Here is a 23,623-nt window from a genome sequence, read left to right as displayed (position 1 = left end):
GCTAAAAAGAATGCAACAGAGTTTAGATTTTTCACACGAGAGAGACCTCACAGTAGACGACTTAGTTAGAAGAGTGGAAGCGTACTATCCAGACGCTGACTTCGTAAAACTAAGAAAGGCCTTTCTATTTGCTGAAAAGGCGCACTCTGGGCAAAAAAGAAGCTCGGGTGAAGATTATATCATTCACCCAATGAACGTTGCGGCCACTCTGATCAAGCTTCACATGGACCTTGATACAATTATGGCCGGGTTTCTTCACGACGTCGTTGAAGACTGCAATATCTCTCCTCAGGAAATTGAAAAAGAATTCGGAGCTGGAGTTGCTGACCTGGTTGTCGGTCTGACAAAGATCGGGAAAATCAAATTCAAGACGAAAGAAGAATCGCAAATTGAAAACTTCCGCAAGATGGTCGTGGCCATGGCCAAAGACCTTCGAGTTATTATCGTTAAGCTTGCCGATCGCATGCACAACATGCGCACACTTCAATACGTTTCTGATGAGAAACAAAAAAAGATCGCTCAAGAGACTCTGGATATCTACGTTCCTCTGGCAAGCCGTCTGGGGATTAACTCTGTTAAGTCGGACCTGGAAGACTTGTGCCTTCGTTTCCTTAAGCCGGAAATCTATTACCGTTTAGCTGAAAAAGTTTCGATGAAAAAATCGGAGCGCGACGCTTATATCAGAGACGTTATTTCAAACATCAAAGAAAAGCTTCTGGAGTACTCACTTCACGCTGAAGTAAAGGGACGTCCGAAGCATTTTTATTCTATCTATAAGAAAATGACTTCAAGAGGTGTTGATTTTGAACAGGTTCAGGATTTACTGGCCTTCAGGATCATCGTTTCGAACATCACTGAATGTTATAAGGCGCTGGGGATTATCCACTCGTCTTATACGCCAATTCCAGGGCGCTTTAAGGATTACATCGCTATTCCTAAGGTCAACAACTACCAGTCTCTCCATACAACGATTATGGGGCCAAAAGCTGAGCGTATTGAAATCCAGATCAGAACAAGCGAGATGGATGAAGTCGCTGAAGCAGGGGTTGCGGCCCACTGGAAATACAAAGAAGGTCTTGCTGGTAAAACAGCTCCGAAACTTGACTGGGTTCAGGAACTTCTTGAGTACAATAAAAACACAGACAATAAAGCAGAGTTTCTGGACGTTATTAAAAACGACCTGGATCTTGATGGTGTATTCGTTTTCACTCCAAACGGAGACGTAAGAGAATTAAAGTACGGAGCGACTCCGCTTGATTTCGCTTACGAGATTCACACTGAAGTTGGTCACCACTGCGTTGGGGCCAAGGTTAATGGCAAGATCGTTCCTCTTAGACATATTTTAAAATCAGGGGACTCGGTAGAGATCCTGACAAGTAAAACTCAGACGCCGTCGAAAGATTGGCTTAACATTGCGAAGTCTTCTAAGGCCCGCAGTAAAATCAAACAATGGTTGCTTAAAGTTGAGCGCGATGAAAACAGAGAGCTGGGTCGCGAGATCCTGGAAAAAGCGTTCAAAGTTTTTGGAACGAGTATCAAAGCTCTTAAAAAGAACAATGAGTTCAAAGAGATGTTTGATGAGCTTCACATTATCGATGAGGAAGAGCTTTGCGTTCTTGTCGGTTCTGGAAAGCACACAGCAAAAAGTATTATCGAACACATTCCGTCTCTAAAAGAAGCGGCCGCTAAAGCTGAGATCAAAGAGCTGGATGATAAGATCACAGAAATCGAGTCTTACTCAGATAAGATGACGAAAAACGTACGCAAGAAGTCTCTGTCAGACAATGCCATCATTGTAGACGGAATGAGCGACGTCGTTGTTCGTATGGCCCGTTGTTGTAACCCAATTCCGGGCGACAGTATCGTGGGCTTTATCACTCGCGGACGCGGGATTACTGTTCACACGGCCCAATGTAACCGTGTCGATGCAGAGTCACTTATCCGCACGATCAGGGTTTCATGGAATAAAGGTTTCAGCTTCACTCACCCGGTTAGCGTGCGAGTGATGACTCAAGATAAGCCAGGGATTCTGTCCCTGATTTCAAAAACCATTAACAACGCCGGCATCAACATCAGAAGCGCCCTTGCCAAATCTATGCCTGATAGAAAGGGAAGTTTTATCTTTGAAGTTGAAGTTAAAGACTACAGTGAACTTTTAAAGACGATCAGTGCGATTGAGTCTTTAGAAGAAGTTATTTCTGTAACGCGCGTTTAGTGATTAATAGAAATTCTTAATCGGCGATTTCTGATCCCAATAGATCAGGAAGAGTTTTGTACGGATCAGTTTGAAAACTTCCGTATAAAGGATTTTGATATTCTTAAAACTTAAATAATCAGAAGGCACTGGCGTAAAGAAGAATTCAAACTTTTCATCTTCAAGCATCAGCGAACTAAAAATCATTTTGATTCTCATAATGTGATAGTCACTTGAGATAACCAGGATTTTGTTCAGACCTCGGTTAGAACGAAGGTATTTAAGCGTTGAGACAACGTTTTCCACCGTGTTTCTTGCCGTGTAGTCCAGTTCGATATGGTCAGTTGTTTCGGCCGGGTCAATCGGGTTCATAATCGTGCGAACAGAGTTCTTCTCATGAACACCAGTGATAAAAACATTTGGTTGTTTAAATTCCTGCGCCTTTTTAACGGCAAATTCAATTCTCTTTGGACCACCCGTGAAAACCACGATCAAATCAGGTGGACTCTGGACGAAAGTCGAGACAGAGTTTTTCCCTTCGTTTCTTGCGTCCAGAAGTAAAATGGCACAAGCAAATGAGTAACAGAAAAATAAAGAGGTCAGAATGATCACCACACTTAAGAAGTGGCGATACATTCTGGTTCCCTTAGATTCAAATACGTATTTGCTTTTTAAAATCATAGTGTCCGATAACTGGTGGCTACTTTGCCGCAATAACTTCGATTTCTACTAGAGCTCCCTTTGGAAGCTTAGAGACTTCAACTGTGCTTCTTGCAGGGTATGGAGCCTTAAAAAATTCAGTGTAAGCAATGTTTACAGCTGCGAAGTTGCCTAGATCTGTTAAAAAGATCGATGTCTTAATGATATCTTCTCTTTTCAGATTTTGTGAAGTCAAAAGGCCATCGATGTTCTTCATAATCTGATTTAGTTGAGCATCAAAACCAGCTGCCAGCTCTCCTGATTTCGGTTCGATGCCGATTTGGCCTGAAAAGTAATAAGTTCCATTTACAGCGACGCCTTGCGAGTAAGTTCCAACGGCTGCTGGGGCTAGGTCTGTTGCGATAATTGTTTTATTCATTTTTCTACTCCCTGTTGCTCATCTTTTTGTCTGACAGCAATGCTGACAGAACACACATATTGACGATTTCAGTAACAGTTGCTGTTCTTGGAATAATGTTCGCCGGCTGATTCATCGGAAGAAGAATTGGCCCAATAGCATTCGCATTTCCAAGTTGAGCAAGAAGTTTGTAACTGATGTTCGCTGAGTTTAGTTCAGGGAAGATCAGGATGTCGCTTGGCCCATCAAGAGTTGAGAAGCTAAACAATTTATCCATTAATCCCTTGTTAACAGCAACGTCCGCTTGCATTTCCCCTTCAACCAGAAGGTTCGGGTAGCGAGTTTTTGTTAACTGAACAGCGCGCTTAACAACTTTTGCTCTTTCAGAGTCGTTTGATCCGAAGTTCGAGAACGACAGGAAGGCGATACGTGGTTCGCGCTTCATAAGTTTTCTGAAGAGTTCAGCTGTACCAGCTGCGATCTCACAAAGTTGGTCTTCATTTGGTTCAATTTGAACCGCACAGTCTGCAAAGAACAGAACGCGGTTCTTGAAGCTCATAACGAAGATACCAGCAGCGCTTGCTTTTTCTTTTGTACCAATAACGTGCATTAGTGGCGGGAAACAGTCAGCGTAGTTTAGAGTTGGACCAGCGATAACAGCGTCAGCTAAGCCGTGTTTAACCATCATCGAACCGAAATAGTTCTGGTGGCTCATAAGCTCTTCTGCGTGGTAAACCGAAACACCACTTCTTTGTCTTTCTTTTGAGTAAAGACGAACGTAGTTTTCAAACTCTTCATGCTTTCTTGGATTGATCGTACGAACATCGTCCTTGTATTTTTCAAGACCAAGCATGTCCATTTTTTTGTGGATAGCTTTCTTGCGTCCAAGAAGAATTGGTTCGATTTTATCTTCTTCAACAAGTTGCTTAACTGCTTGAAGGATACGTGTGTTTGTTCCTTCAGCGAAAACAACTCTGACTTTTTTGCCAGACTTCGCCACGTAAGTGGCCAGGCGGTCGCGAAGAGATTTCATGAACTGAGCAGAGTTCCCCATACGTCCTTCAAGGGCGCGGGCATAAGCGTGAAGATCGTCGATGTTAAATCTCGCTACACCTGAGTCCATAGCAGCTTTTGCTACCGCTGGAGTGACACGAGTTAATACGCGTGGGTCAAATGGCTTAGGGATCAGGTAGTTCTTACCAAATTTAAAGTCTTCTCCACCGTAGGCCATTTTTACTTCTTCTGGAACTTCTTCTTTTGCCAGACCTGCCAGGGCGTGAACGGCTGCTAGTTTCATCTCTACGTTAATTTTTTTCGAACGTGTATCCAGGGCCCCTCTGAAAATGAATGGGAATCCTAGAACGTTGTTAACCTGGTTAGGGAAGTCTGAGCGACCTGTTGCCATAATGGCGTCATCGCGTACAGCGTGAACTTCTGCCGGGTAAATTTCCGGATCTGGGTTGGCCATGGCAAAGATGATAGGGTTTGCTGCCATATCCTTAACCATCTGCTGAGTGACTAATCCTCTGGCAGAACAACCGATGAAAACGTCAGCTCCCACCATCGCGTCGCCTAGAGTTCTTGCTTTTGTTTCAACAGCAAATTCGTCTTTGTATTTGTTCATTCCTTCTTTACGACCTTTGTAGATCGCTCCGTTAGAATCACACATGATCAGGTTTTCTCTTGGAAGACCTAATTCAAAGAATAATTTTGCACAAGAAATCGCAGCAGCTCCAGCTCCTGAAACAGCAACTTTTGTTTTCTTGATATCTCTTCCGGTGATCTCGATTGCATTTAAAAGTGCGGCTGAAGCGATAATCGCTGTTCCGTGCTGGTCATCATGGAAAACCGGGATTTGCATTTTTTCAATTAGCTGTGTCTCGATTTCAAAACACTCTGGAGCTTTGATGTCTTCAAGGTTTACACCCCCGAAAGTCGGCTCAAGAGCTGAGACAATTTTTACCATTCCTTCAACGGTGTTTTCGTTAACTTCGATATCGAATACATCGATGTCAGCAAAACGTTTGAAGAGTAGACCTTTACCTTCCATTACAGGTTTACCAGCAACGGCACCGATGTTACCTAAACCTAAAACGGCCGTACCGTTAGAGATTACAGCAACCAGGTTTCCTTTGGCAGTGTACTTATAAGCAAGCTCAGGGTCTTTAGCGATTTCCAGACATGGCCAAGCAACTCCAGGAGAGTAAGCTTTAGTTAAGTCCAGAGAAGTGAGAGTCGGCTTAGTCGAGATAACCTCGATTTTACCGGGGCGCCCGTCGGCATGATAGTCTAGGGCCTGTTGTTTTTTTTCGTCCGCATCGTTTCTTTCAGTGCGATCATTTCGTTGATTACTCACGGTCAATCCTCTTGTTAAATGGAATATTTACGACCGAAGTAGGGTATGCCTTTTGCCTCAATATGCAAAGAAAATAGCATGGTTTTTCATTGCGTAATAAGGGAAGAAAAGCTAAACTGGGCCTATTAGAAACCTAGGGGTGGTGGACCATTGTCTGCCTGAGAAATACCCTCGCACCTGACCAGGATAATGCCTGCGTAGGAAAGGAGAATCATGAATACACTCGCGCGTCCTCTCGAAAAACTAAAATCCCTGACAATCTTTGAAATCGTCCTCACATTAGTGCTCGCTGTGGCATTGGGTGTCGCATTCTGGGGTTGGACTTTTGTTTATGACTTAGCTAAACCTTTTTTAAAGGTCGCAGGTTTAAGTTACCTGGTGGCAGGTTTTTGGATTCTTGCTTCCGTTTTAATCCCTCACATTGTCAGAAAACCAGGTGTCGCTTTAATCGCTTCACTGATGGCCGCTTTCATTGAAAGTTTGCTCACTCACTGGGGACTTATGTCTGTCGTCTGGGGATTAGTGCAAGGACTTGGAGCAGAAGTCGTTTTCTTAGCGTTTTCATACAAAAGATGGAACCTGTTTGTGCTTATGTTAGCAGCAGGTGTTTCAGCTTTCTTTAGTTACACACTTGATTATTTCTACTACGACTATAAATCACTCAGTGCTGGCTTTAACCTGCTTCAGTTGTCGTCTTATATTATTTCGTCTCTCTTTTTTGCAGGCCTTTTAAGCCATTTATTAGGGAAAAGATTAGTGAGACTTGGAATATTAGATCAGTTCCTGATCGCCAAAGATCAAGATGTATAAGTTATCACCATTTACTTATACGTTTGCCGGACGTTCAAAAGCTAAAAAAATATTTTTAGATTCAACTCTTATTTTTGAGCGAAACGACACCGTCGCCATCATTGGACCTTCGGGGGGTGGAAAGTCGACTTTTCTTAAAATCTTAAAGGGAATCATTCCCGAATACAGCAGCGGAAAACTGGAAGGGGAAGTTCTCTTTAATGGACATCCATTGAGTGGAGTTTATTTTCAGGAAAACCTGCAGAAGATTCTCTATCTTTTTCAAAATCCTTTTTCGCAGCTGATTTATCCGGGGACAGAGGAAGAGTTTCTTTTTTCTATGGAAAATTTCAATTTCACCCGCGAACAAATGGACCGCGAGAAAGAGAAGTTTGAAAAACTTTTTAATCTAAAAAATATCTGGGGGAAAAAAACCTCGGAACTCTCAAATGGAGAGTGTCAAAAGTTAGTTTTGGCCTCAATGCTGGCCATTGGGCCGGATGTTCTTCTATTGGATGAACCAACGGCCTTTTTAGACCCGACCGCTCGTAAAGAGTTTTATCAGTACCTGGATGTCATTCGTAAAGACCGCCTTTTAATCATTGTTGATCATCATGTCGATGAGATTAGACCGCTGATAAATAAAGTAATCTTTGTTGATCATGACGGACACATAACACCTGGCTTTTTTACAAAGAATAACTTTGTAGTGGAAGACATCTCATTGCCAAAACCTAAGACAGCAGAAGAAGTGAATGTCACTGTTTCTGACCTGAGTTTTTCATACCATAAAGACCGCGAACTCTTAAAAGAGGCCAATGCCACTTTTAAGAGTGGTGAAGTGGTCGCCGTCAGAGGAAGAAATGGAGAAGGAAAGAGTACATTTTTTAAACTTCTTTCTGGAATCCTAAAACCCAAAAAAGGGCAGATTCTTCTGGAGAAAAATGGAAAGACATATAAAAATGACAAAATTTTTCCTCATGTCGGTTTTGTTTTCCAGAACCCGGAAGCCCACTTTTTCTTTGATACTATCGAAGAAGAACTTAAACAGAGTTTTCGTTTTTTAAGTAAAGAGCATACAGTACTTAAAGATGATCTGCTGTCCCGATTTTTCCATGACATTGATTTAAAGAAATCGCCCTTTCTTCTATCAGAAGGAGAAAAACGCAGGCTTTCCATTTTGATGACGGTCTTTTTAGAAAAAAGCTTAATTCTCTATGATGAGCCAACTTTTGGGCAAGACCAAAAGTCCATAGAGGAAATTATTGTCTTAATCAGAGAGTTAAAAAAACTAGGACTGATTCAGGTCTTTATCTCTCATGATGATTACCTGATTGAAAAAATTGCTGATAGAGTTTTAGTTTTAGAAGCGGGGAGGCTCTATGAAGTTCCTCGAGCCTAAGGCAGAGTTTATCCATTCATGGTATTTGCTGATCATTAGCTTTTTTACGTTTATTTTTTTATTGGCATCTAATGTCCTGTGGGCGAACTTCGCGCTGACTCTATTTATGCTTTTTCTTTTTAAGAAAAATGGACTTTCAAACCGCGTGCTTTTGAAGCTTTCATTGTATGCAGGCTTTTTTGCTTTTATGTTCTTACTACTCAATCTTCTTTATCCAGGAGAAAAATTGAGAGTAGGAGAGCAGGTAAGTATCTTTTCATGGACTGTCTATAAAGCGGCCTTGATAAATGGGCTGCAGAATTTTGCCCGCCTCTTTATGCTGACGTTGGTTTCGATGAGTTCAACTTACACCATCATTTACACCAAAGTGATTCTGTATCTCATTATCCATAAAGGCCTTAAGGTCATTATGGGCTATCCACTCTTGATTGCCTTAAACTCAATCTTACTTTTTAAAGAAGAATTTGACCGCATCAGGCTTTCGGCCCGCTTTAGAGGCCTTGGCTGGTGGGACAGGCTTTTTGTTCTTTTTCCTCTTTTAGTTTTTGCTATCAGGCATTCGCAGCGCGGGTCTCTTTCCTTGGTCACCAGAGGACTCAATCCGAATAAGAGTTTTTACTTTGGATATGACCTAAGTGCCCGTGATCGTAAATGGTTACGCGGATTCTTTCTGTTCTACGTAGTCCTTGTTGCTATCGCTATTTATTTTCGATAGAATAAGTCTATGACTATTACACAACTAGAATATGTTCTCGCCGTAGATAAACACCGTCATTTTGGAAAAGCTGCTAAAGCTTGTAATGTGACTCAACCAACACTTTCGATGCAATTGCAGAAAGCTGAAGAAGAATTGGGAGTCGTGATCTTTGATAGATCAAAAAATCCGATTCTTCCTACAGAAGAAGGAAGCCAGATTATTAATCAGGCACGCACAGTACTTCGTGAGTATAAAAAGATTTTCTCGATCATTGATGCCAATAAAGCAGAAGTGAGAGGTGATTTTAGATTGGGAGTGATCCCGACTCTCGCTCCATACGTAATCCCTCTTTTTGCTGCGAGCTTTGTGGAAAAATACCCTGAAGTAAAACTGACGATCGAAGAATTTAAAACAGAAGATATTATCGACCTATTAGGACGAGATGAAATCGACGCTGGGCTTTTAGTGACTCCGATTCAGGGAGAAAACTTTATTGAACGCGTGCTTTTTCATGAGCCATTTTCTGTTTTTGCTTCAGATGATCACCATCTTCTAAAAAAGACAAAAGTTAAAGATAAAGACCTCGATACATCCGATGTATGGCTTTTAAATGAAGGTCACTGTTTCAGGCAACAGGTTTTAAACCTATGTAAACTTTCGCGCGATAATGGGCTTCATGACAACCTGAAATTTGAAAGCGGAAACCTGGAAACATTAAAAAACATGGTTATCAATAGCAGTGGGTATACATTACTGCCAGAGTTAGCTGTTCTTAATCTTTCGAAAGAAGAAAAGAAACATGTGCGTGAATTCCAGTCGCCAATCCCAACTAGAGAAGTGTCACTGGTGCACAACCGTATCTTCTTAAAAGAAAAAATCATTACGGCCCTTGAAGAATCTATTATTGAGAATCTTCCAGATAGCCTGACTTCGCTTAAAAAGAAAAACATTGAAGTCATCTCAATCGACGCTTAATTATGATTAACATACCGGTGATTGAAACATCTCATCTTATTTTGCGAGGTCATCATCCCGATGACTTCGTAGCCCTTAAAGAAATTTGGGAAGACCTGGAAGTGGTGAAGCATATTTCAGGAACTCCTTCGACTGAGCAGCAGTCGTGGATGAGACTTGTTAACTACCTGGGACACTGGAGCCTGATGGGTTTTGGCTACTGGGGGATTGAAGAAAAAAGCACTGGAAAATATATTGGAGAAATTGGCTTCGCGGATTTTAAACGCGAGATCACTCCTTCAATCACTGGCACTCCCGAAGCAGGATGGATTCTTTCCAGTGCTGTTCATGGAAAAGGCTATGGCAAAGAAGCGCTTAAAGCTATTTTAGAGTGGAGTGATAAAAATCTCAGTTTTGATAAGACTGTTTGTATTATTAATCCGGAAAATGTCCGCTCTATTTCTCTGGCCGAAAAATGCGGTTATCAAAAGGTTTGCGAAACGACTTTTAATGGGAAATCGACTGTTCTTTTTGAGAGATTAAGAAAATAAAAAAGGCCTCTTGCGAGGCCTTTTGTTTTTAGTCTAATTAGATTTGTGAACTTAACTCTTTCATTTCTTTGATCGCTCTTTCAATTGAATTGTAACAAACCTTTGAAGCGATTACTCCTTTGTAAGTTACACCAAAAGAGTTCTTACATCTGCTTCCTTTATTGTCTGGCATTGATGGGTATAGGATAGCAAAGTCACCAGTAGTATCTTGCTCATTACAGATTGCTTCTGACTCCATCACTTTGATGGCCTTATCTAAAGTCTTGTAGCAAGAAAATGTGCTAATCGTAGCGCCTTTATATGTAACTGCGATATAGCCAGGAGTACATACTACTCCTCTAACATCGGCCAGGCCTTCAGCAAGCAGGCTGCAGTTATTGTTCTTTATTTGTTTTTGACATGATTGTATTTTGTTTAAAGCTTTCTGAGCTTCAAATTCATTGTCGTGGCATGAGATAAGTGTGTTGTGGAAAGCTACACCTGTTTTGTTTTCTGTACATACACGATTCGTATTATCTACTTGGTTTGCCGAAAAGATCGAACAGTTGTTTTCAGCAAAAGCAGGAATCGCAGTTAATAGAGTAAGAGCAAAAAGAAAAGCTTTCATAAAATCTCCTCGGAGATTAATCGTTTAATGAGATTATTATGACAGAAAGAATTTTTAATTCCGGTCTTTTGAAAAAAGGTTATGGGGGGCTGGCTTTGTGTCTAATAATTAGACAGAAGTATCACAAAAAAAAGGCCTGCTTTTGCAGGCCTAAGTTTTTGTTACATCTTTTCAGGAGGAGTGATTCCAAGCAGATAAAGCCCTGTTTTCAGGGTGTCTGCGAAGGCCTCAAGCAGGCTTAAACGGGCCGCTCTTAACTCTTCAGTTTCTGCCTTCATAACAGAAACCTCAGTGTAAAAACGGTTGTACGCTTTACACGTAAAGAAGAGGTGGTTGGCAATCGTTGATGGACGGTAATTGTCGCACGCATTGATTGTCACCTGGTTAAAGTCGTATAAATGTCTCATTAGATCTCTTTCAGATTCATGAGTCAGAAGATCAAGGTTAGCTAAGCTTCCTTTTAATCCTTGCTCCTGAGCTTTTCTTAGGATCGATTTTGTTCTGGCGTAAGAGTACATCAGGTATGGGCCAGAGTTTCCTTCAAACGACACCCATTCTTTCGGGTCAAAAACGATTTCTTTATTTGGGTCTGCTTGAAGCATCCCGTATTTAATCGCTCCAACAGCAAGCTTATGAGCGGTGTCTTCTTTTTGCTCTTTAGTCCACTCGGCCGAGTATTTCTCAAGATATGTGTTGATCTCTTCGATAACCAGGTTGATGAGTTGAAGGAAAGTAAAAGAGTTTCCGGCACGCGAAGACATCTTTCCATCCGGACGCACAACCATTCCGTATGAAAGGTGGTAGCACTTCGGAGCTTGTGGGAATCCCATCTTTTCCAGAGCGTAGAAGAGTTGTTTGAAGTGGAAGTTTTGCTCGCTTCCTACAACGTAAATACTTCTGTCGATATCGAAGTCATTAAACTTCACTTTCGCTAGTGCTAAGTCTTTAGTGATGTATAAAGTTGTCCCGTCTGATTTTCTCGCCATAAAGAAGCCCAGCTTCTTGTCAGACATATCAAATCCGATGGCCCCTTGGTCTTCAACGAATAAACCTTTTTTCATATACTCTTCAACGATGGCCTGAGAAGCTTCTGAAACTTCCGACTCGTAGAAGAAATGATCAAACTTAACGTCTAGCCATTTGTAAATCTTGTTGAAGTCATCAAGACAGTACTGACGAGTGACAACCCAAGTGTCGTAGTATTTACCAGACTTGTTTTCAATTTGTTTTAAGATCTCAGAGATCTCTTTGTTGTATTGAAGTTTTGTTGCATCGTCTGTGGCGTCTTTTAGTTTATTGTTGGCCTCAACATAACGTTGCCCAAGCCATTCAGCTTTATTTTCAACGCTCTCAAGTTTTTCACTTCCAGTGTAGTGTTCAACACCCCAAAGGCATTTTGCAATGTGAGTCCCTTCATCTCCAATGTAGTTGGCAGCAATAACTTTGTAGCCATTGTAAGTGAAGATACGGCAGATACTGTCTCCCAGACAGACGTTACGTCCGTGACCAACGTGGAACTCTTTGTGAGTGTTGGGTTGAGAGAACTCGATCATAACTTTTGTTTTGTTGTGATCAGCGTTTGATTTTAGAATATTAAATCCTGAACCGTTAACTAAACTAGGAACAAGGGCCTTTGCCACTTCTTTCTGGTTAGTGAAGATGTTTAAGAAAGCGCCTTTTAAAACGACACTATCAACCCATGGGTTCTTTTCTTCTTCAAGAAGGCGTTTAAGTTCCGTTGCGACTTCGTTAGGGTTCTTTTTAATCGCTTTAGCGAAACGGAAACATGGAAGGGCATAGTCTCCCAGGGCTTTTTCCGGTGGCTGCTCTAGAGTCCTGAAGAAATCCACAACAGTTAGTTCCGGCGGAAGGTTCGCTTCGATTTTCTTTAAAGCAGAAAAAAGCGATTCGGCCAGTGAGCACTTTGCGGGATCGTAACTAAAATTGGCTAGCTGATTCAAAACTATATCTCCTAACGGTATTATAAAACGTTTACTTTTGATTGCAGTGACTGAGCGATAAAGCAATTCCGGTGAGCTTTTTCATGAAGCCCTTTAAGTTGCTCTTCTGTTGGAGCTTTGTCTCCAGAAAAAACAATTTTCGGTGTCAGGTTGATTTCTGTCACAGAAAATCTTCCTTCCGCATTTTTTCCCATCAAAGCTTCCGCTTTGCAATCGTAGCTTTCAACCACAAAGCCCATCTTGGCCGCAACGGCTAAGAAGGTCAGCATGTGGCAGCTAGCTGTTGCTGAGGCCAGAAGTTCTTCTGGGTTCGTCATGTCGACGTTGCCGAAGTATTCAGGCGCAGCAGAGTTCTTTAATGTCTGGTTGCCTGAAAAATGCAGAACATGATTGCGGTTAAGTTTCTCATACGTAAACTCCGCGCTCTCTTTTTTCCAGTTCAGGTTGATAATATATTGGCCCATTAATCTTTTACCTTGTACTCAGCTTCAACTGTTGTCCCACTAAATCCCTGGTCGTATCTTTTTGGATGCCTGATCTTGTTGGTGATCACAAATTTTTCTGATGATTCACCACTAAGAGCAACAAGCCAGCTGATGATAACCAGTACCTGGTTAGTGTTCCAGTAAGCCACTGTTGCAAGAGTTGCGACAAGAATTCTTGGTGCGAAGAAAAATCCTAACCACCATAAAAAACCACCAAACTCAACCGAACCTACTAACAGTCCTGATACTAAGAGAGTCAGACGTGGGAAGAGTGCGATCGAGAAAAGAAAGAACCATCCGTGTTTGTTAAAGTAATCAATTTTCCCAAATTCTACGTCCGTGAAATTATACAGAAGTGTAGAAGCGCCGGTGATGGCGAGGAAAATAATGGCAATTTTAAATAAGGTTTTCATAGGGAATACTCTACCAAAACACATGGCGATAAGAAATTAAAAAGAGGCTTACCCTTGACGAAAATTAACCTGCCCACAACTTATAAATATGAAAACAACACATACAATACAGTCTTCAGAATTTTTACCAACCTTAGTGCTTAAAAACACCGTACTTTTCCCAGACGTGACCCTGCCGGTCCTCGTCTCAAAGTCGGTTAGTTTAAACGCACTACATCGCGCCATCGACACGGACAAAGAGAGACGTTTTGTTGCTCTGACTCTGAAAGAAGGCGCCGAAATCGACAATATTAAGTCTTCTGACTTCTATACAGTCGGAACCCTTTGTATTGTGGAGCGCATAGAGAAAAACGAGAGAGGCGAGTCCATTGCCTACGTTAGATCAATCGAGAGATTTGAAGCCAAGACGATTCAGTTTGAATCGGCCTTTAATGCATGGGCGGCGCAAGGAGAGCTCGTCCCGGATCATAAGGATCTCGATGCGGCTACGGAAAAGGCCTTGCTTACAAGTTTAAAAGAAGTCTCAAGAGAAATCTTAACTTCGATCAATGCGACCGAAAACTTTAAGCGCACCCTTGATGATTTTAAGGACGCAGGTCTCTTTACCAACGTCGTCGCCCAACACTTACCTTTGATCATTGCTAAAAAACAAGAAATCCTGGAGCTTGCTTCGGTGAAAAACCGTTCGCTAAAAGTTCTGGAACTTTTAGTTGAACAGCGTGAGATGATTAAAGTTAACAATGAAATGGGTTTAAAGATCTCTGAAAAAACCAGCAAAGCCTACCGTGAATCCATCCTGCGCGAACAACTCCGCACTATTAAGGAAGAACTTGGAGAAGGAGACCCGGCGGACGAATCCGGTGAAAAGAAATCTTTAAAAGACAGAATTAAAGAAGCGAATCTGCCTAAAGACGTCGAGAAAGTCGCTCTGGAGCAGGTGAACCGCTATGAAAATATGGGGCAGCAAAATGCAGAGTCTCATGTGATCAGAAACTATCTTGAACTTATTTTAGCTCTTCCATGGAACGAAGAGGCCAAAGGTGAACTTGATTTAGATCTTGCTCAAAAGATTTTAGATGAAGAGCACTTTGGTTTAGAGAAGATTAAAAAACATATTGTTCAGCATCTCGCTGTTATGAAACTTTCGCCGAATAAAAAAGGTTCAATCCTTCTTTTCGTCGGTCCGCCTGGTGTTGGTAAAACTTCACTCGGGCAAAGTATTGCAAAAGCTTTAGGGAGAAAATTTGTCCGTGCCGCCCTTGGTGGCGTGAGAGATGACTCTGATGTCAGAGGACATAGAAGAACCTATGTTGGAGCAATGCCAGGTCGAATTATCGAAGGAATCAGACGAGCAAAAGAAAAGAATCCGGTTTTTATGCTGGATGAAATTGATAAACTTGGTCGTGGATATGGTGGAGATCCGGCCTCAGCACTTCTTGAAGTCCTGGATCCGGAACAAAACTCAACATTTACCGACCAGTATTTAGATCTACCATTTGATTTATCAAAGGTGTTTTTTATTGCGACAGCAAACTCGCTGGATACAATCCCAGCTCCGTTACTGGATAGAATGGAAATTATCCAGCTTTCTGGTTACACGACAGATGAGAAACTACATATTGCAAAAAGCCACTTGTTTCCAAAGCAATTAAAAGAGCACGGATTGACTCCAGAGAAAGTTCAAATTTCAGATGAAATTTTAACAGGAGTTATCGCTGATTACACCCGCGAGGCCGGAGTGCGCGATTTACAAAGAAAGATCGCCCGCATCCTGCGCTCAGTGAGTGAGAAAGTGGTTAAACACGCGGACCAGGAAAAGTTTATCGTCGATAATGATATGGTGGAAGATGTCCTGGGATTGGATAAAAATTCTTATGAGCTGGCGCAATCAAGTGCAACGGCCGGAGTTGTCACAGGTTTAGCATGGACACCAGTTGGCGGAGATATTCTTTTTATCGAAAGTGCGATGATGCCGGGATCTGGAAAAATCCAGCTCACAGGTAAGTTGGGTGAGGTCATGAGTGAGTCAGCTCATATCGGTTTAAGTTTGGTGAGATCAAAACTTTCTAAACTGGTGCCGGGTTTTGATTTCTCGAAAACTGATTTCCACATTCACGTTCCGTCGGGATCAATCCCTAAAGATGGACCGAGTGCGGGGATCACGATCTTTACGGCCTTATGTTCATTAGTCCTTGGTAAAGTGGTTGATCCAAAACTCGCAATGACTGGTGAGATTACGCTCAGAGGAGCAGTGATGCCGGTTGGTGGGATCAAAGAAAAGCTGATTGCAGCTCATAGAGCTGGAATCAAGCGCGTGATCCTGTCGAAGAGAAATGAAAAAGATTTAAGAGAGGTTCCTGCGATTGTAAAACAGGAGATGGAATTTATCTTTATCGAAAATATTAACGAATTGACACAAGCTGTGTTCGGAAAAATGTCTCCCCCTCATTTTTACGAATCACTACTGGGGCCTCCCTACGTAGAGGACTTCGGTATGAAGAACGAAAACGGTTTCTGATAAAAACGTTTGAGCACTGATTGAAAGATCAGTGCTTTTCTATGTGAGGAAATCTTTTTCGCTCTAAAAGCTACAAACAGTGCCAGGAGGAAACTGACTGACAGGTTTAGGAAACCAATCAATACAATACCCAAGGCAGCTCTGACGAACTCTGGACTTTTAAGGGATTCAACACCCAACGAGGAAACAGCTGCCGTCAGGGCCCCTGTTGAGAGGGTGACGTGGCGAACTTCAAGTGGGATTCCGATAAATTTTAAAATTTCAGGCATCAATCCGAGTAAAAATCCCAAAGACACGCTTCCGGCAATACCGGTAATTTCGTGATCAAAAAAATGAGCAACTTTTTTAGCGCCGTCAGCAGTCAGAATTGTTTTGATCTTTTTATTATTAGTAATCAGATAGCTTAACTGGTGAAAGCTATACCAGTTTGTCGTCCAACCCGCGATAACACTTGATGACCACAGAAGCACACCCGTGAAAGCTCCATAAATAATAGTCGGGCCAAGAATGTCTGTTGAGTGCAGAGTGTAGTGGGCAGTGTCAGGAGAAAATAACCAGTGCCCGGTTACAGACATGCAAATATAGTTGATGATTAAAATGGCAGGGATAACTGCGGCCAGGTTTCCAAAAACAGCTGCAATTTGTGTCCTGGTAATATAAACAATCTCATCCGTAACAGCTTCAATCCCTTCGCGGTTTTCGGCCAATTCAAGTTTTTTAGCGAGTGCCGGAGCCGTGGCCGCAGGTTGTTTGGTTGCCAGCGTAAAACCACACATTTGAATAAAGAGAAAACTTCCCGCGTAATTGATTGTAGAAAAAGCACCATAGAAGAACTTGTTGAGCCCAATCATTCCTAAAAGGTTTTTAAGTAAGACAGTCAGTGCTGTTAAAACTCCACCGCCCATCGCACTCTTAACCATTTTTACATACTCTTTTTTGTCCTTGGCGATATAGTGTTCGCCGGCCTGAGAGTTGTTTTCAATAATTTTTTGAGCAAGGAGAGTGGCGTTGTTGGAGTAAATCCCCATTGCATTTCTTTGCAACAGGTTTTGTTCAACTAATTCTGCGACAAAGTGAGAAATTCTCGTTCTGGTTAAATGTCCTGTGCTGACAATGTCCAGGAGCGTATGTGTTCTTTTTAAGAAGAGTTTCATTCTCTCTAGTTGGAATACCAGATGAGTGCTTACTCCAAAACGATCCAGGTGATGGTAAACTTCACTAATGGCCGCTTGAGATTCCATGAGAAGATCAAGCAATTCCTCATGCAACTGTTGAGCGAGCGCCGGATTGTTATTTTCACTTTTGGTTTTTAAATAAAGATTTAGTTTCCCTGAAAGATAGAAAAATGGAAGTGACTTCATTCTTTTATGAGGAATGCGCTTTCTGATTCCTGGACTTAAACCTATCGCGACGATCTGAGAGATCAGGTATATGAGCGCTTCTTCGATATCACTTTTTAAGTGCGGGTAAGTTTCATTATTCGTATCAAATAAAGTCGTGAGCTTTTCTAATGTTTGTTCATCCAGTGACTTTAACCACTGAACATCTTCTTCATCAGGAAAAAGTGTGATCATTAATTCACTGAGCTGGTGACCTATGGGTTTTTTGGGAAGTATTTTTTCCGTGAGTTTATCAACAAGCTCGCCAATCAGACCAATTTGAGATGGCAGACCAACTTCACAAAAGAATTCAATTGATGAAAGCTCTTGAAGTGTAAGCGTCAATGATTTTTGAATTTTCTCTTTTTTGTCAGAATTGCGTTCGAGAACCATGAAGAGGTATTTGATTTTTGTTGCAGCCGCTTTTTCAGGAGCGTCTTCAAATAAATCAGTGCCTCTGATCCATTTTACCAGCTTTTGTAACCATTCGATGCGGGTTTCAAGAGGGGATTGAGGATTGACTTCGTTTAAGATGAGGTCGAGTGAAGTTTTTTTATTTTCATCGACCTCGTATTGCTTGTATTTTCTAAAGATTGAAATAAGTCTATTGAACAACATGAGGCATAGTGTACCTCAATTTTTACTTCATAACTAGATTTTTAATTCCTACTGCTCCAAGCACCATTACGCGGTTTGTTTGAATTTGAATTGAGTTGATACCTCTGCCGCTCTTAAATAGTGTCCATCCCGCCTTGTTGTCTTGGGCAAGTTGAACTTCGTATGATCTTCTTTCACCTGTTGCACCATTGTAAAGAGTGTCTACGATCACCACACCACCCTGGTCTCTATCGAAGTCGTTACTTTTTAATCTCATTAAAACGTGTTTGTCTCTTTGTTCTAAAATCATACCACTTTTCATAATGACTGCTGGATCAAGAAGATCGCGGCGGATTTTTGCTCCATTCTCGTAAACATCTTTATAGAATGCACGGATGGTTCTTCCATCTGGTGAATCAACGATTAACTTATATGTAGTCGATTTACTTTCATCCTGAGAGACAGTGGCCAAAACCTTCTCTGAAGCCTTCGCCACATTAAAGATTGAAATCATAATTGCTACTGTACAGATTGCAGTTGATGAAATGATTGATTTTAAGTTCATTGCTTCTTCCCCTTTCAAAAAATAATTTTGATGCTCCCGTCTGTGCACGGGCAGTGCCAAAAAAAAGGTTGAATTCGGAGTTATTCTAGCACCGAAAAACTCGGGTATTGGTGTCCTCTGGTCACCATGTAAAAAATACCTGGGGCCATCAAAAAAGTAGTCACTTGATAAGGCGCTGATTCATGGCAGAGGAATAGAAATTGCTTAATATTAGAGTAGTGAGGTTCTTATGGGTAGTATCCGCCACTCCATTCAGACAAACCGCCGACTTCTCGTTTTGATTGCGGGACTCTTAGTCATTGTAGCTGTCTTGTTGGGGAAATTTTACTTCCAGCAAAGAGAAGAAAACAAAGCTCTACGTCTAAAGATTCTTTCGATGAGTGAGAATAGAAGAACTCCTAAACCTTGGTCCACACTCACTTCGGTCTCTAATGTTTCGACCTCTGCTTTGACTGCACCTGTAAATGCCCCAGTTCAACCCTTGGCCGCTTCTGCAACAACACCTGCACAAATAGAAACTCCACCTGTCGTCGATCAAGATACACAAACGCTGGCCGTGACATTAACAAACCAGATGCGCAGACCAAAAAATTTAGATGTTAAAACACTCGATCAAAATATCGCGATTGCCGATGAAATTATTTCGCGCGAACCTGATAGTTACAGTGCTTATAAGGCTAAGCTTATTTCCTTATTAGTGAAAGAAGGAAAATTCAATCAACCGGCAAATGAAGATGAGATTGAATCACTTTTAGAAGATATGGCCCAGTTTAACATCGGCAACAATAGTCTAGCTCGTAGAGAAGCGACATTGATTGCTAATACAAACGCCGATATTGATAACATCGACAATCAGCTCAATGCCTTAGGGCAGGAGCGAGAAATGATTGAGTCCCAGCTAAATGGTTTGGCCGCTGATTCACCAGAATTGCTCAATGCCAATGATCGTTTGGCACAGATTGAAGAGAAGGAGGCGATGTTGATGTCTAATGTTGAATCTCTTGAGACCAGTCTTGCCAGCAATAGAGCTCAGATTATAAATGAAGATGTTGTCGAGATTCCTTTTATGCGTCTGCTCGCTAAAAACGATTATGAAAGTGTTATGAGCAACGCGCAGACTTTTATTGACCAGTTTCCTAATTCACCAAGTGGCTACTATTACATGGTCCGCGCTCTCGAGCTTCAAGGGCAAAAGGCCGAAGCCTTAAACCTTATTCAAAACAGTCGCCTGAGCCCTGAAGTGCAAGAGAGCCTATTGCAAAGACTGCAAAATGAAAGCTCACAGGACCCAAAGAATTACTGGCAAAAACTTAGCTTCTAAAGCAGAATACATCCATTATTTCTTTTTCAATGGATGAAAATATGTTCAGACAGGCATTGCTCTTTTTATCGCTGGTCTTCACGCAGGTTCAGGCCGCAGAAGTAAGCGCACCGATTGCAGAAAAAATACCAACTAAATTAACCAAACACAAAGACACCAGGATCGACAATTATTTTTGGATGAAAGACAAGAGAAATCCAAAAGTCATCGAACATTTAAAAGCAGAAAATGCTTACACTGACAGCGTGATGAAGGATTCAAAGGATCTACAGGAAAAGCTTTACACTGAAATGCGCTCGCGAATTAAAGAAGACGATCAATCTGTTCCTTACATCGAAAGAAATTATCTTTACCTGACGAGAAATTTCCAGGGAAAAGAATACCCTGTTTATTACCGCCAAAAAAATGTACAGGGAGCAAAAGAAGAGCAGCTTTTGGATGTGAATGAAATGGCCAAAGGTCTGGACTTTATTCATGTAAGTTTTCCTGACTTTTACAATGATGAGAAAACATACGCGTATGCTGTAGATACAAAAGGGGACCGCGTTTTTACGATTTATTTCAAAGACGCTGAAACAGGAAAAACTCTTCCGCAACAAATTGAAGGTGTGACTGGAAACTTCGTATGGGCAGAAACTGGCAAAGTTCTCTTTTATACAAAACATGATCCCATTACATTGCGTTCAGATAAAGTTTATCGTTATGAACTTGAAGCAAATAAAAGCACACTTGTTTACACCGAAAAAGATGAGAAGTTCGAAGCAAGTATCGGTAAAAGCCTGAGCCGTGATTATGTTTATATTTACAACGGCAGTACATTGTCTTCTGAAGTGATGCTTCTTTCTTCGAAAGATCCTTTTGGAAAATTCAAATTGTTTTCTCCAAGAAAAAAAGATCAGCTCTATTCGGTAATGGATGGGAAAGACCGTTTTTACATCCTGACAAACTGGAAAGCTAAAAACTTCCGCCTAATGGAAACATCTCTAAAAGAGACAGCTCAAAAAAATTGGAAAGATGTCATTGCTCATAGACCTGATGTTTTTATTGAAGAGGCGTCTGTCTTTAAGAATTATATTATCCTAAGTGAACGCTCAAATGGGCTGACACAAATTAATGTTATTAAACGCGGAGAAAACAAAGGAACCTATATCAATTTTCCTGATCCCGCTTACAGTGTGTATTCAGCGATGAATGCAGAGTATGATTCAAATGTTTTTCGTTATGGATTTATCTCAATGAATAGACCGGCCTCTTTTTATGATTTTAATTGTGAGACAAAAGAGTCGAAGCTTTTAAAAGAAAAAGAAGTGCCAAAATACGATTCTTCTCAATACGTTTCTGAAAGAATTTTTGCGACAGCTAAAGATGGAGTAAAGATTCCTATTTCTCTAGTTTATAAAAAAGGCTTTAAGAAAGACGGAACCAATCCTCTTTTAGTTTATGGTTATGGTTCATACGGTATGAGCTCTGATCCATATTTCTCTCCAGCGCGAGTGAGTTTATTGGATCGCGGTTTTGTCTACGCCATCATTCATATCCGTGGAGGAGCTGAAATGGGAAGAGCGTGGTATGAAGATGGAAAATTCTTAAAAAAGAAAAATACCTTTACTGATTTCGTCGCTGGAACCGAATTCCTGGTAAATGAAAAATACGGCAATCCTAAAAAAGTTTTTGCTAATGGTGGAAGCGCCGGAGGTCTTTTAATGGGCGCGATAATGAACCTACGACCTGATCTTTATACAGGAATTGTGGCCGAAGTGCCTTTCGTTGACGTGGTAACGACAATGCTTGATAGTTCTCTTCCGCTAACGACAGGCGAGTATGAGGAGTGGGGAAATCCAAACGATAAAAAGTACTACGAGTATATGAAGAGCTATTCTCCTTATGACAATGTTAAGCCAATGGATTACCCAAACCTTTTTGTAACGACAGGATTAAATGACAGTCAGGTTTCTTTTTGGGAGCCGACAAAATGGGTTTCAAAAATTCGCGACATGAGAACAGATAAATCAAAAATCTTAATGATGAAAATCGAAATGGATGTTGGCCATGGTGGAAAAAGTGGACGCTTTGAATACCTTCGCGATGAAGCTCTTCAATACGCTTTTTATTTAAATCTGGCAGGAGTGAAACAATGATGCCAGTGGAACTTTTGGGGAAGTGATTAATTAGTATTACAAAGGGCCTCTTTTTGAGGCCCTTTTTTATTCCAGATACGATATGTAAGGACAGCAAATAAACTGTGTCACTCTGGCATGTGAAAAAATAATCTCAGTACTCTATCACCTTGAATTTAAAAAATAAGGTTGTCTTAAAACTCGGATTAGTAAAAACCGGTATAATAATCAGGAAATGAGAAAAAACATAAAATCTCTCCTGATTAAAGTCTCCTTTTTTTGCTTGTCGCTGGTTGTGTCTGTTGCGGTCTGTGAAGTGGCCCTTAATTACCTGCTGAAGAAATACCAAATGCCCTATACTTACACAGCGGTAAAAAACAATCCTCATAAAAATTTTAATGAAGAGAAGATGAGAAGGCATGAAGACATCTATGAGATGTACAAGTCGTTGCCGAGTAATCTGGAGATTATCACGGTTGGTGATTCGTTTACCAATGGTGGGAATGTTGAATGGGAGCAGAGTTATCCTTTTCGTCTTTTTGAAAAACTCGATAAAAGATTTCCAGTGTCTAATATGGGGATTTGTGAGGATACAACTAAGGGCACTTACATGCGCCTTTCTCACTACTTTCAGAATAAAAAAGATCTTTCCAGAAAGACGATAGTCGTTGTTCTCGTTGGCGCAGCTGATATGTTTTATGACACTGGTAAAGAGTTTGAGTCTTTTTACAACGAGTATATGAGGGGCAATCATATCTCTTCCGAGTCTATTTCTTTTAAAATTGAAGACCAACTCTCTTTTTTTTCGAAACTAAAAACAGTCAAAATGACGAAGTTTGTTTTTGACTGGGCCCAGAACAAAATCTTTGATGATCAGCAAACGACTGTAAAAAATGCTCTGGCGGAAAGACTTCAGTCTTGCTTTGACTCGACAGGATCAGCGCGCAGAGAGTGTTTTATAAAACATTTAAGTAAAATCAAAACAGCTTTTAAGGACGGATACAGCAAAATTTTCTTTAAAAAGCTTCAAGACACTATCATTAGCGTCAACTTAAGAGATAAAGATGGAAGTGAAGAGCGTATTGTCGAAGACCTTTTAACCGCGATTCATGTTTTCCCACGAATGCTGGCAGCACCAAGTGTGTTATACAATCTTGTCTCATACACAACTCTTCAAAGCCATTACTCACTAGAGCTCGACATCATTCCGCTGGTAAAACATATTACGGCAGATGAACGCGATTTTTTCCATAAAATAGAAAAAGACCATGACCAAATCAACAAGAGTTCGACCATGTTAAAATCAATTGAGAGCTGGAGTTCCTACGGGGCAGAGGCAAGAAGGATTCAAAGTCAGTATCATGAAAAGATCATCAACCTGGTTCAAAAAGAAAGAGGGGAGATTATCTTCCTGACGTATCCTTTAGATTATAAAAATATCAATTCGGCCATTATGAAGCTTGCTCAAAAAGATAATGTTCACGTTGTGAATGTGGCGAGTGTTTTTAACAAGCTTATTAATAGCGGAGTGCCTCAGGACGAACTCATTGGAGATTGGGAGCATTGCACACCAAAAGGTTACGATGTTATCGCATCAGCTGTTTTAAGTAAGATCGAAGAGATTTCAAGGCTCGATAAGAAAAACGTGGTATCCTACTAG

General features: G+C 41.1%; 19 protein-coding genes and 1 riboswitch. Of the genes, 10 read left to right on the top strand and 9 right to left on the bottom strand.

What is annotated here, in order from left to right:
• Nucleotides 1-10 precede the first annotated feature (10 nt).
• The gene (locus tag C0V70_RS15640; RefSeq protein WP_102244801.1) at nt 11-2,215 is read left to right on the top strand and encodes a RelA/SpoT family protein; all 2,205 of its coding nucleotides are present in this window, start codon (nt 11-13) and stop codon (nt 2,213-2,215) included.
• A gap of 3 nt (nt 2,216-2,218) precedes the next feature.
• On the opposite strand, the gene C0V70_RS15635 is transcribed toward C0V70_RS15640, so the two are convergent.
• The 3 genes from C0V70_RS15635 to C0V70_RS19320 all read right to left on the bottom strand — a co-directional run bounded on the left by C0V70_RS15635 (nt 2,219) and on the right by C0V70_RS19320 (nt 5,607).
• Complete coding sequence (locus C0V70_RS15635) at nt 2,219-2,830, bottom strand: YdcF family protein (protein ID WP_158649719.1); 612 nt, start codon at nt 2,828-2,830, stop codon at nt 2,219-2,221.
• 64 nt (nt 2,831-2,894) lie between these two features.
• Nucleotides 2,895-3,272, bottom strand: coding sequence for a Rid family detoxifying hydrolase (locus C0V70_RS15630; RefSeq protein ID WP_102244799.1), 378 nt, complete (start codon nt 3,270-3,272; stop codon nt 2,895-2,897).
• Between the two features lie 4 nt (nt 3,273-3,276).
• On the bottom strand, nt 3,277-5,607 hold the full coding sequence (locus C0V70_RS19320; protein WP_102244798.1) for an NADP-dependent malic enzyme: 2,331 nt from the start codon (nt 5,605-5,607) through the stop codon (nt 3,277-3,279).
• 125 nt (nt 5,608-5,732) lie between these two features.
• Nucleotides 5,733-5,828, top strand: a riboswitch (TPP riboswitch).
• Here C0V70_RS19320 and C0V70_RS15620 point away from each other — a divergent pair.
• The 5 genes from C0V70_RS15620 to C0V70_RS15600 all read left to right on the top strand — a co-directional run bounded on the left by C0V70_RS15620 (nt 5,821) and on the right by C0V70_RS15600 (nt 10,000).
• Nucleotides 5,821-6,417, top strand: coding sequence for an ECF transporter S component (locus C0V70_RS15620; protein ID WP_102245516.1), 597 nt, complete (start codon nt 5,821-5,823; stop codon nt 6,415-6,417). It overlaps the preceding riboswitch by 8 nt.
• Nucleotides 6,410-7,798 (top strand): ABC transporter ATP-binding protein, encoded by a 1,389-nt coding sequence (locus tag C0V70_RS15615; protein WP_102244797.1) that lies wholly within the window; start codon nt 6,410-6,412, stop codon nt 7,796-7,798. Before C0V70_RS15620 ends, C0V70_RS15615 begins: the two co-directional genes overlap by 8 nt.
• Nucleotides 7,779-8,513 (top strand): energy-coupling factor transporter transmembrane component T family protein, encoded by a 735-nt coding sequence (locus tag C0V70_RS15610; RefSeq protein WP_102244796.1) that lies wholly within the window; start codon nt 7,779-7,781, stop codon nt 8,511-8,513. Before C0V70_RS15615 ends, C0V70_RS15610 begins: the two co-directional genes overlap by 20 nt.
• 9 nt (nt 8,514-8,522) lie before the next feature.
• Nucleotides 8,523-9,470 carry a LysR substrate-binding domain-containing protein gene (locus C0V70_RS15605; RefSeq protein ID WP_102244795.1) on the top strand — a complete coding sequence of 316 codons (948 nt, stop codon included), beginning with the start codon at nt 8,523-8,525 and terminating at the stop codon, nt 9,468-9,470.
• Nucleotides 9,471-9,472: 2 nt separating this feature from the next.
• Nucleotides 9,473-10,000 (top strand): GNAT family N-acetyltransferase, encoded by a 528-nt coding sequence (locus tag C0V70_RS15600; RefSeq protein ID WP_102244794.1) that lies wholly within the window; start codon nt 9,473-9,475, stop codon nt 9,998-10,000.
• A gap of 37 nt (nt 10,001-10,037) precedes the next feature.
• On the opposite strand, the gene C0V70_RS15595 is transcribed toward C0V70_RS15600, so the two are convergent.
• The 4 genes from C0V70_RS15595 to C0V70_RS15580 all read right to left on the bottom strand — a co-directional run bounded on the left by C0V70_RS15595 (nt 10,038) and on the right by C0V70_RS15580 (nt 13,466).
• The gene (locus tag C0V70_RS15595) at nt 10,038-10,607 is read right to left on the bottom strand and encodes a hypothetical protein (protein ID WP_102244793.1); all 570 of its coding nucleotides are present in this window, start codon (nt 10,605-10,607) and stop codon (nt 10,038-10,040) included.
• Nucleotides 10,608-10,768: 161 nt separating this feature from the next.
• Complete coding sequence (argS, locus tag C0V70_RS15590) at nt 10,769-12,568, bottom strand: arginine--tRNA ligase (protein ID WP_158649718.1); 1,800 nt, start codon at nt 12,566-12,568, stop codon at nt 10,769-10,771.
• 20 nt (nt 12,569-12,588) lie between these two features.
• The gene (locus C0V70_RS15585; protein WP_102245515.1) at nt 12,589-13,032 is read right to left on the bottom strand and encodes an OsmC family protein; all 444 of its coding nucleotides are present in this window, start codon (nt 13,030-13,032) and stop codon (nt 12,589-12,591) included.
• On the bottom strand, nt 13,032-13,466 hold the full coding sequence (locus tag C0V70_RS15580) for a hypothetical protein (RefSeq protein WP_102244791.1): 435 nt from the start codon (nt 13,464-13,466) through the stop codon (nt 13,032-13,034). The genes C0V70_RS15585 and C0V70_RS15580 overlap by 1 nt, the downstream gene beginning before the upstream one ends.
• A gap of 88 nt (nt 13,467-13,554) precedes the next feature.
• Between C0V70_RS15580 and lon the strand changes: the two genes are divergently transcribed.
• Nucleotides 13,555-15,984, top strand: a complete 2,430-nt coding sequence (gene lon / locus C0V70_RS15575) for an endopeptidase La (protein WP_102244790.1) — start codon at nt 13,555-13,557, stop codon at nt 15,982-15,984.
• Here the strand turns inward: lon and C0V70_RS15570 are convergent.
• Nucleotides 15,942-17,981 carry a site-specific recombinase gene (locus C0V70_RS15570; protein ID WP_102244789.1) on the bottom strand — a complete coding sequence of 680 codons (2,040 nt, stop codon included), beginning with the start codon at nt 17,979-17,981 and terminating at the stop codon, nt 15,942-15,944. The genes lon and C0V70_RS15570 overlap by 43 nt on opposite strands.
• 22 nt (nt 17,982-18,003) lie before the next feature.
• Nucleotides 18,004-18,525 carry a hypothetical protein gene (locus C0V70_RS15565; protein ID WP_102244788.1) on the bottom strand — a complete coding sequence of 174 codons (522 nt, stop codon included), beginning with the start codon at nt 18,523-18,525 and terminating at the stop codon, nt 18,004-18,006.
• Between the two features lie 229 nt (nt 18,526-18,754).
• Here C0V70_RS15565 and C0V70_RS15560 point away from each other — a divergent pair, with 229 nt between their 5' ends.
• The 3 genes from C0V70_RS15560 (at nt 18,755) to C0V70_RS15550 (ending at nt 23,623) form a co-directional block, all read left to right on the top strand.
• On the top strand, nt 18,755-19,846 hold the full coding sequence (locus tag C0V70_RS15560; RefSeq protein WP_102244787.1) for a tetratricopeptide repeat protein: 1,092 nt from the start codon (nt 18,755-18,757) through the stop codon (nt 19,844-19,846).
• Nucleotides 19,847-19,887: 41 nt separating this feature from the next.
• On the top strand, nt 19,888-21,984 hold the full coding sequence (locus C0V70_RS15555) for a S9 family peptidase (RefSeq protein ID WP_102244786.1): 2,097 nt from the start codon (nt 19,888-19,890) through the stop codon (nt 21,982-21,984).
• Nucleotides 21,985-22,198: 214 nt separating this feature from the next.
• Complete coding sequence (locus C0V70_RS15550) at nt 22,199-23,623, top strand: SGNH/GDSL hydrolase family protein (RefSeq protein ID WP_102244785.1); 1,425 nt, start codon at nt 22,199-22,201, stop codon at nt 23,621-23,623.

Origin of the sequence: Bacteriovorax stolpii, assembly GCF_002872415.1 — a bacterium.
Classification (GTDB): domain Bacteria; phylum Bdellovibrionota; class Bacteriovoracia; order Bacteriovoracales; family Bacteriovoracaceae; genus Bacteriovorax; species Bacteriovorax stolpii.
The sequence above is the reverse complement of the archived record's forward strand: the minus strand, read 5'-3'. Positions and strand labels throughout refer to the sequence as shown.

Bases quoted from the DNA above. Each gene is read 5' to 3' on its own strand.
- C0V70_RS15640 (WP_102244801.1), top strand. From the start codon at position 11: ATGCAACAGAGTTTAGATTTTTCACACGAGAGAGACCTCACAGTAGAC.
- C0V70_RS15635 (WP_158649719.1), bottom strand. From the start codon at position 2,830: ATGTATCGCCACTTCTTAAGTGTGGTGATCATTCTGACCTCTTTATTT.
- C0V70_RS15630 (WP_102244799.1), bottom strand. From the start codon at position 3,272: ATGAATAAAACAATTATCGCAACAGACCTAGCCCCAGCAGCCGTTGGA.
- C0V70_RS15620 (WP_102245516.1), top strand. From the start codon at position 5,821: ATGAATACACTCGCGCGTCCTCTCGAAAAACTAAAATCCCTGACAATC.
- C0V70_RS15615 (WP_102244797.1), top strand. From the start codon at position 6,410: ATGTATAAGTTATCACCATTTACTTATACGTTTGCCGGACGTTCAAAA.
- C0V70_RS15610 (WP_102244796.1), top strand. From the start codon at position 7,779: ATGAAGTTCCTCGAGCCTAAGGCAGAGTTTATCCATTCATGGTATTTG.
- C0V70_RS15605 (WP_102244795.1), top strand. From the start codon at position 8,523: ATGACTATTACACAACTAGAATATGTTCTCGCCGTAGATAAACACCGT.
- C0V70_RS15600 (WP_102244794.1), top strand. From the start codon at position 9,473: ATGATTAACATACCGGTGATTGAAACATCTCATCTTATTTTGCGAGGT.
- C0V70_RS15595 (WP_102244793.1), bottom strand. From the start codon at position 10,607: ATGAAAGCTTTTCTTTTTGCTCTTACTCTATTAACTGCGATTCCTGCT.
- C0V70_RS15585 (WP_102245515.1), bottom strand. From the start codon at position 13,032: ATGGGCCAATATATTATCAACCTGAACTGGAAAAAAGAGAGCGCGGAG.
- C0V70_RS15580 (WP_102244791.1), bottom strand. From the start codon at position 13,466: ATGAAAACCTTATTTAAAATTGCCATTATTTTCCTCGCCATCACCGGC.
- lon (WP_102244790.1), top strand. From the start codon at position 13,555: ATGAAAACAACACATACAATACAGTCTTCAGAATTTTTACCAACCTTA.
- C0V70_RS15570 (WP_102244789.1), bottom strand. From the start codon at position 17,981: ATGTTGTTCAATAGACTTATTTCAATCTTTAGAAAATACAAGCAATAC.
- C0V70_RS15565 (WP_102244788.1), bottom strand. From the start codon at position 18,525: ATGAACTTAAAATCAATCATTTCATCAACTGCAATCTGTACAGTAGCA.
- C0V70_RS15560 (WP_102244787.1), top strand. From the start codon at position 18,755: ATGGGTAGTATCCGCCACTCCATTCAGACAAACCGCCGACTTCTCGTT.
- C0V70_RS15555 (WP_102244786.1), top strand. From the start codon at position 19,888: ATGTTCAGACAGGCATTGCTCTTTTTATCGCTGGTCTTCACGCAGGTT.
- C0V70_RS15550 (WP_102244785.1), top strand. From the start codon at position 22,199: ATGAGAAAAAACATAAAATCTCTCCTGATTAAAGTCTCCTTTTTTTGC.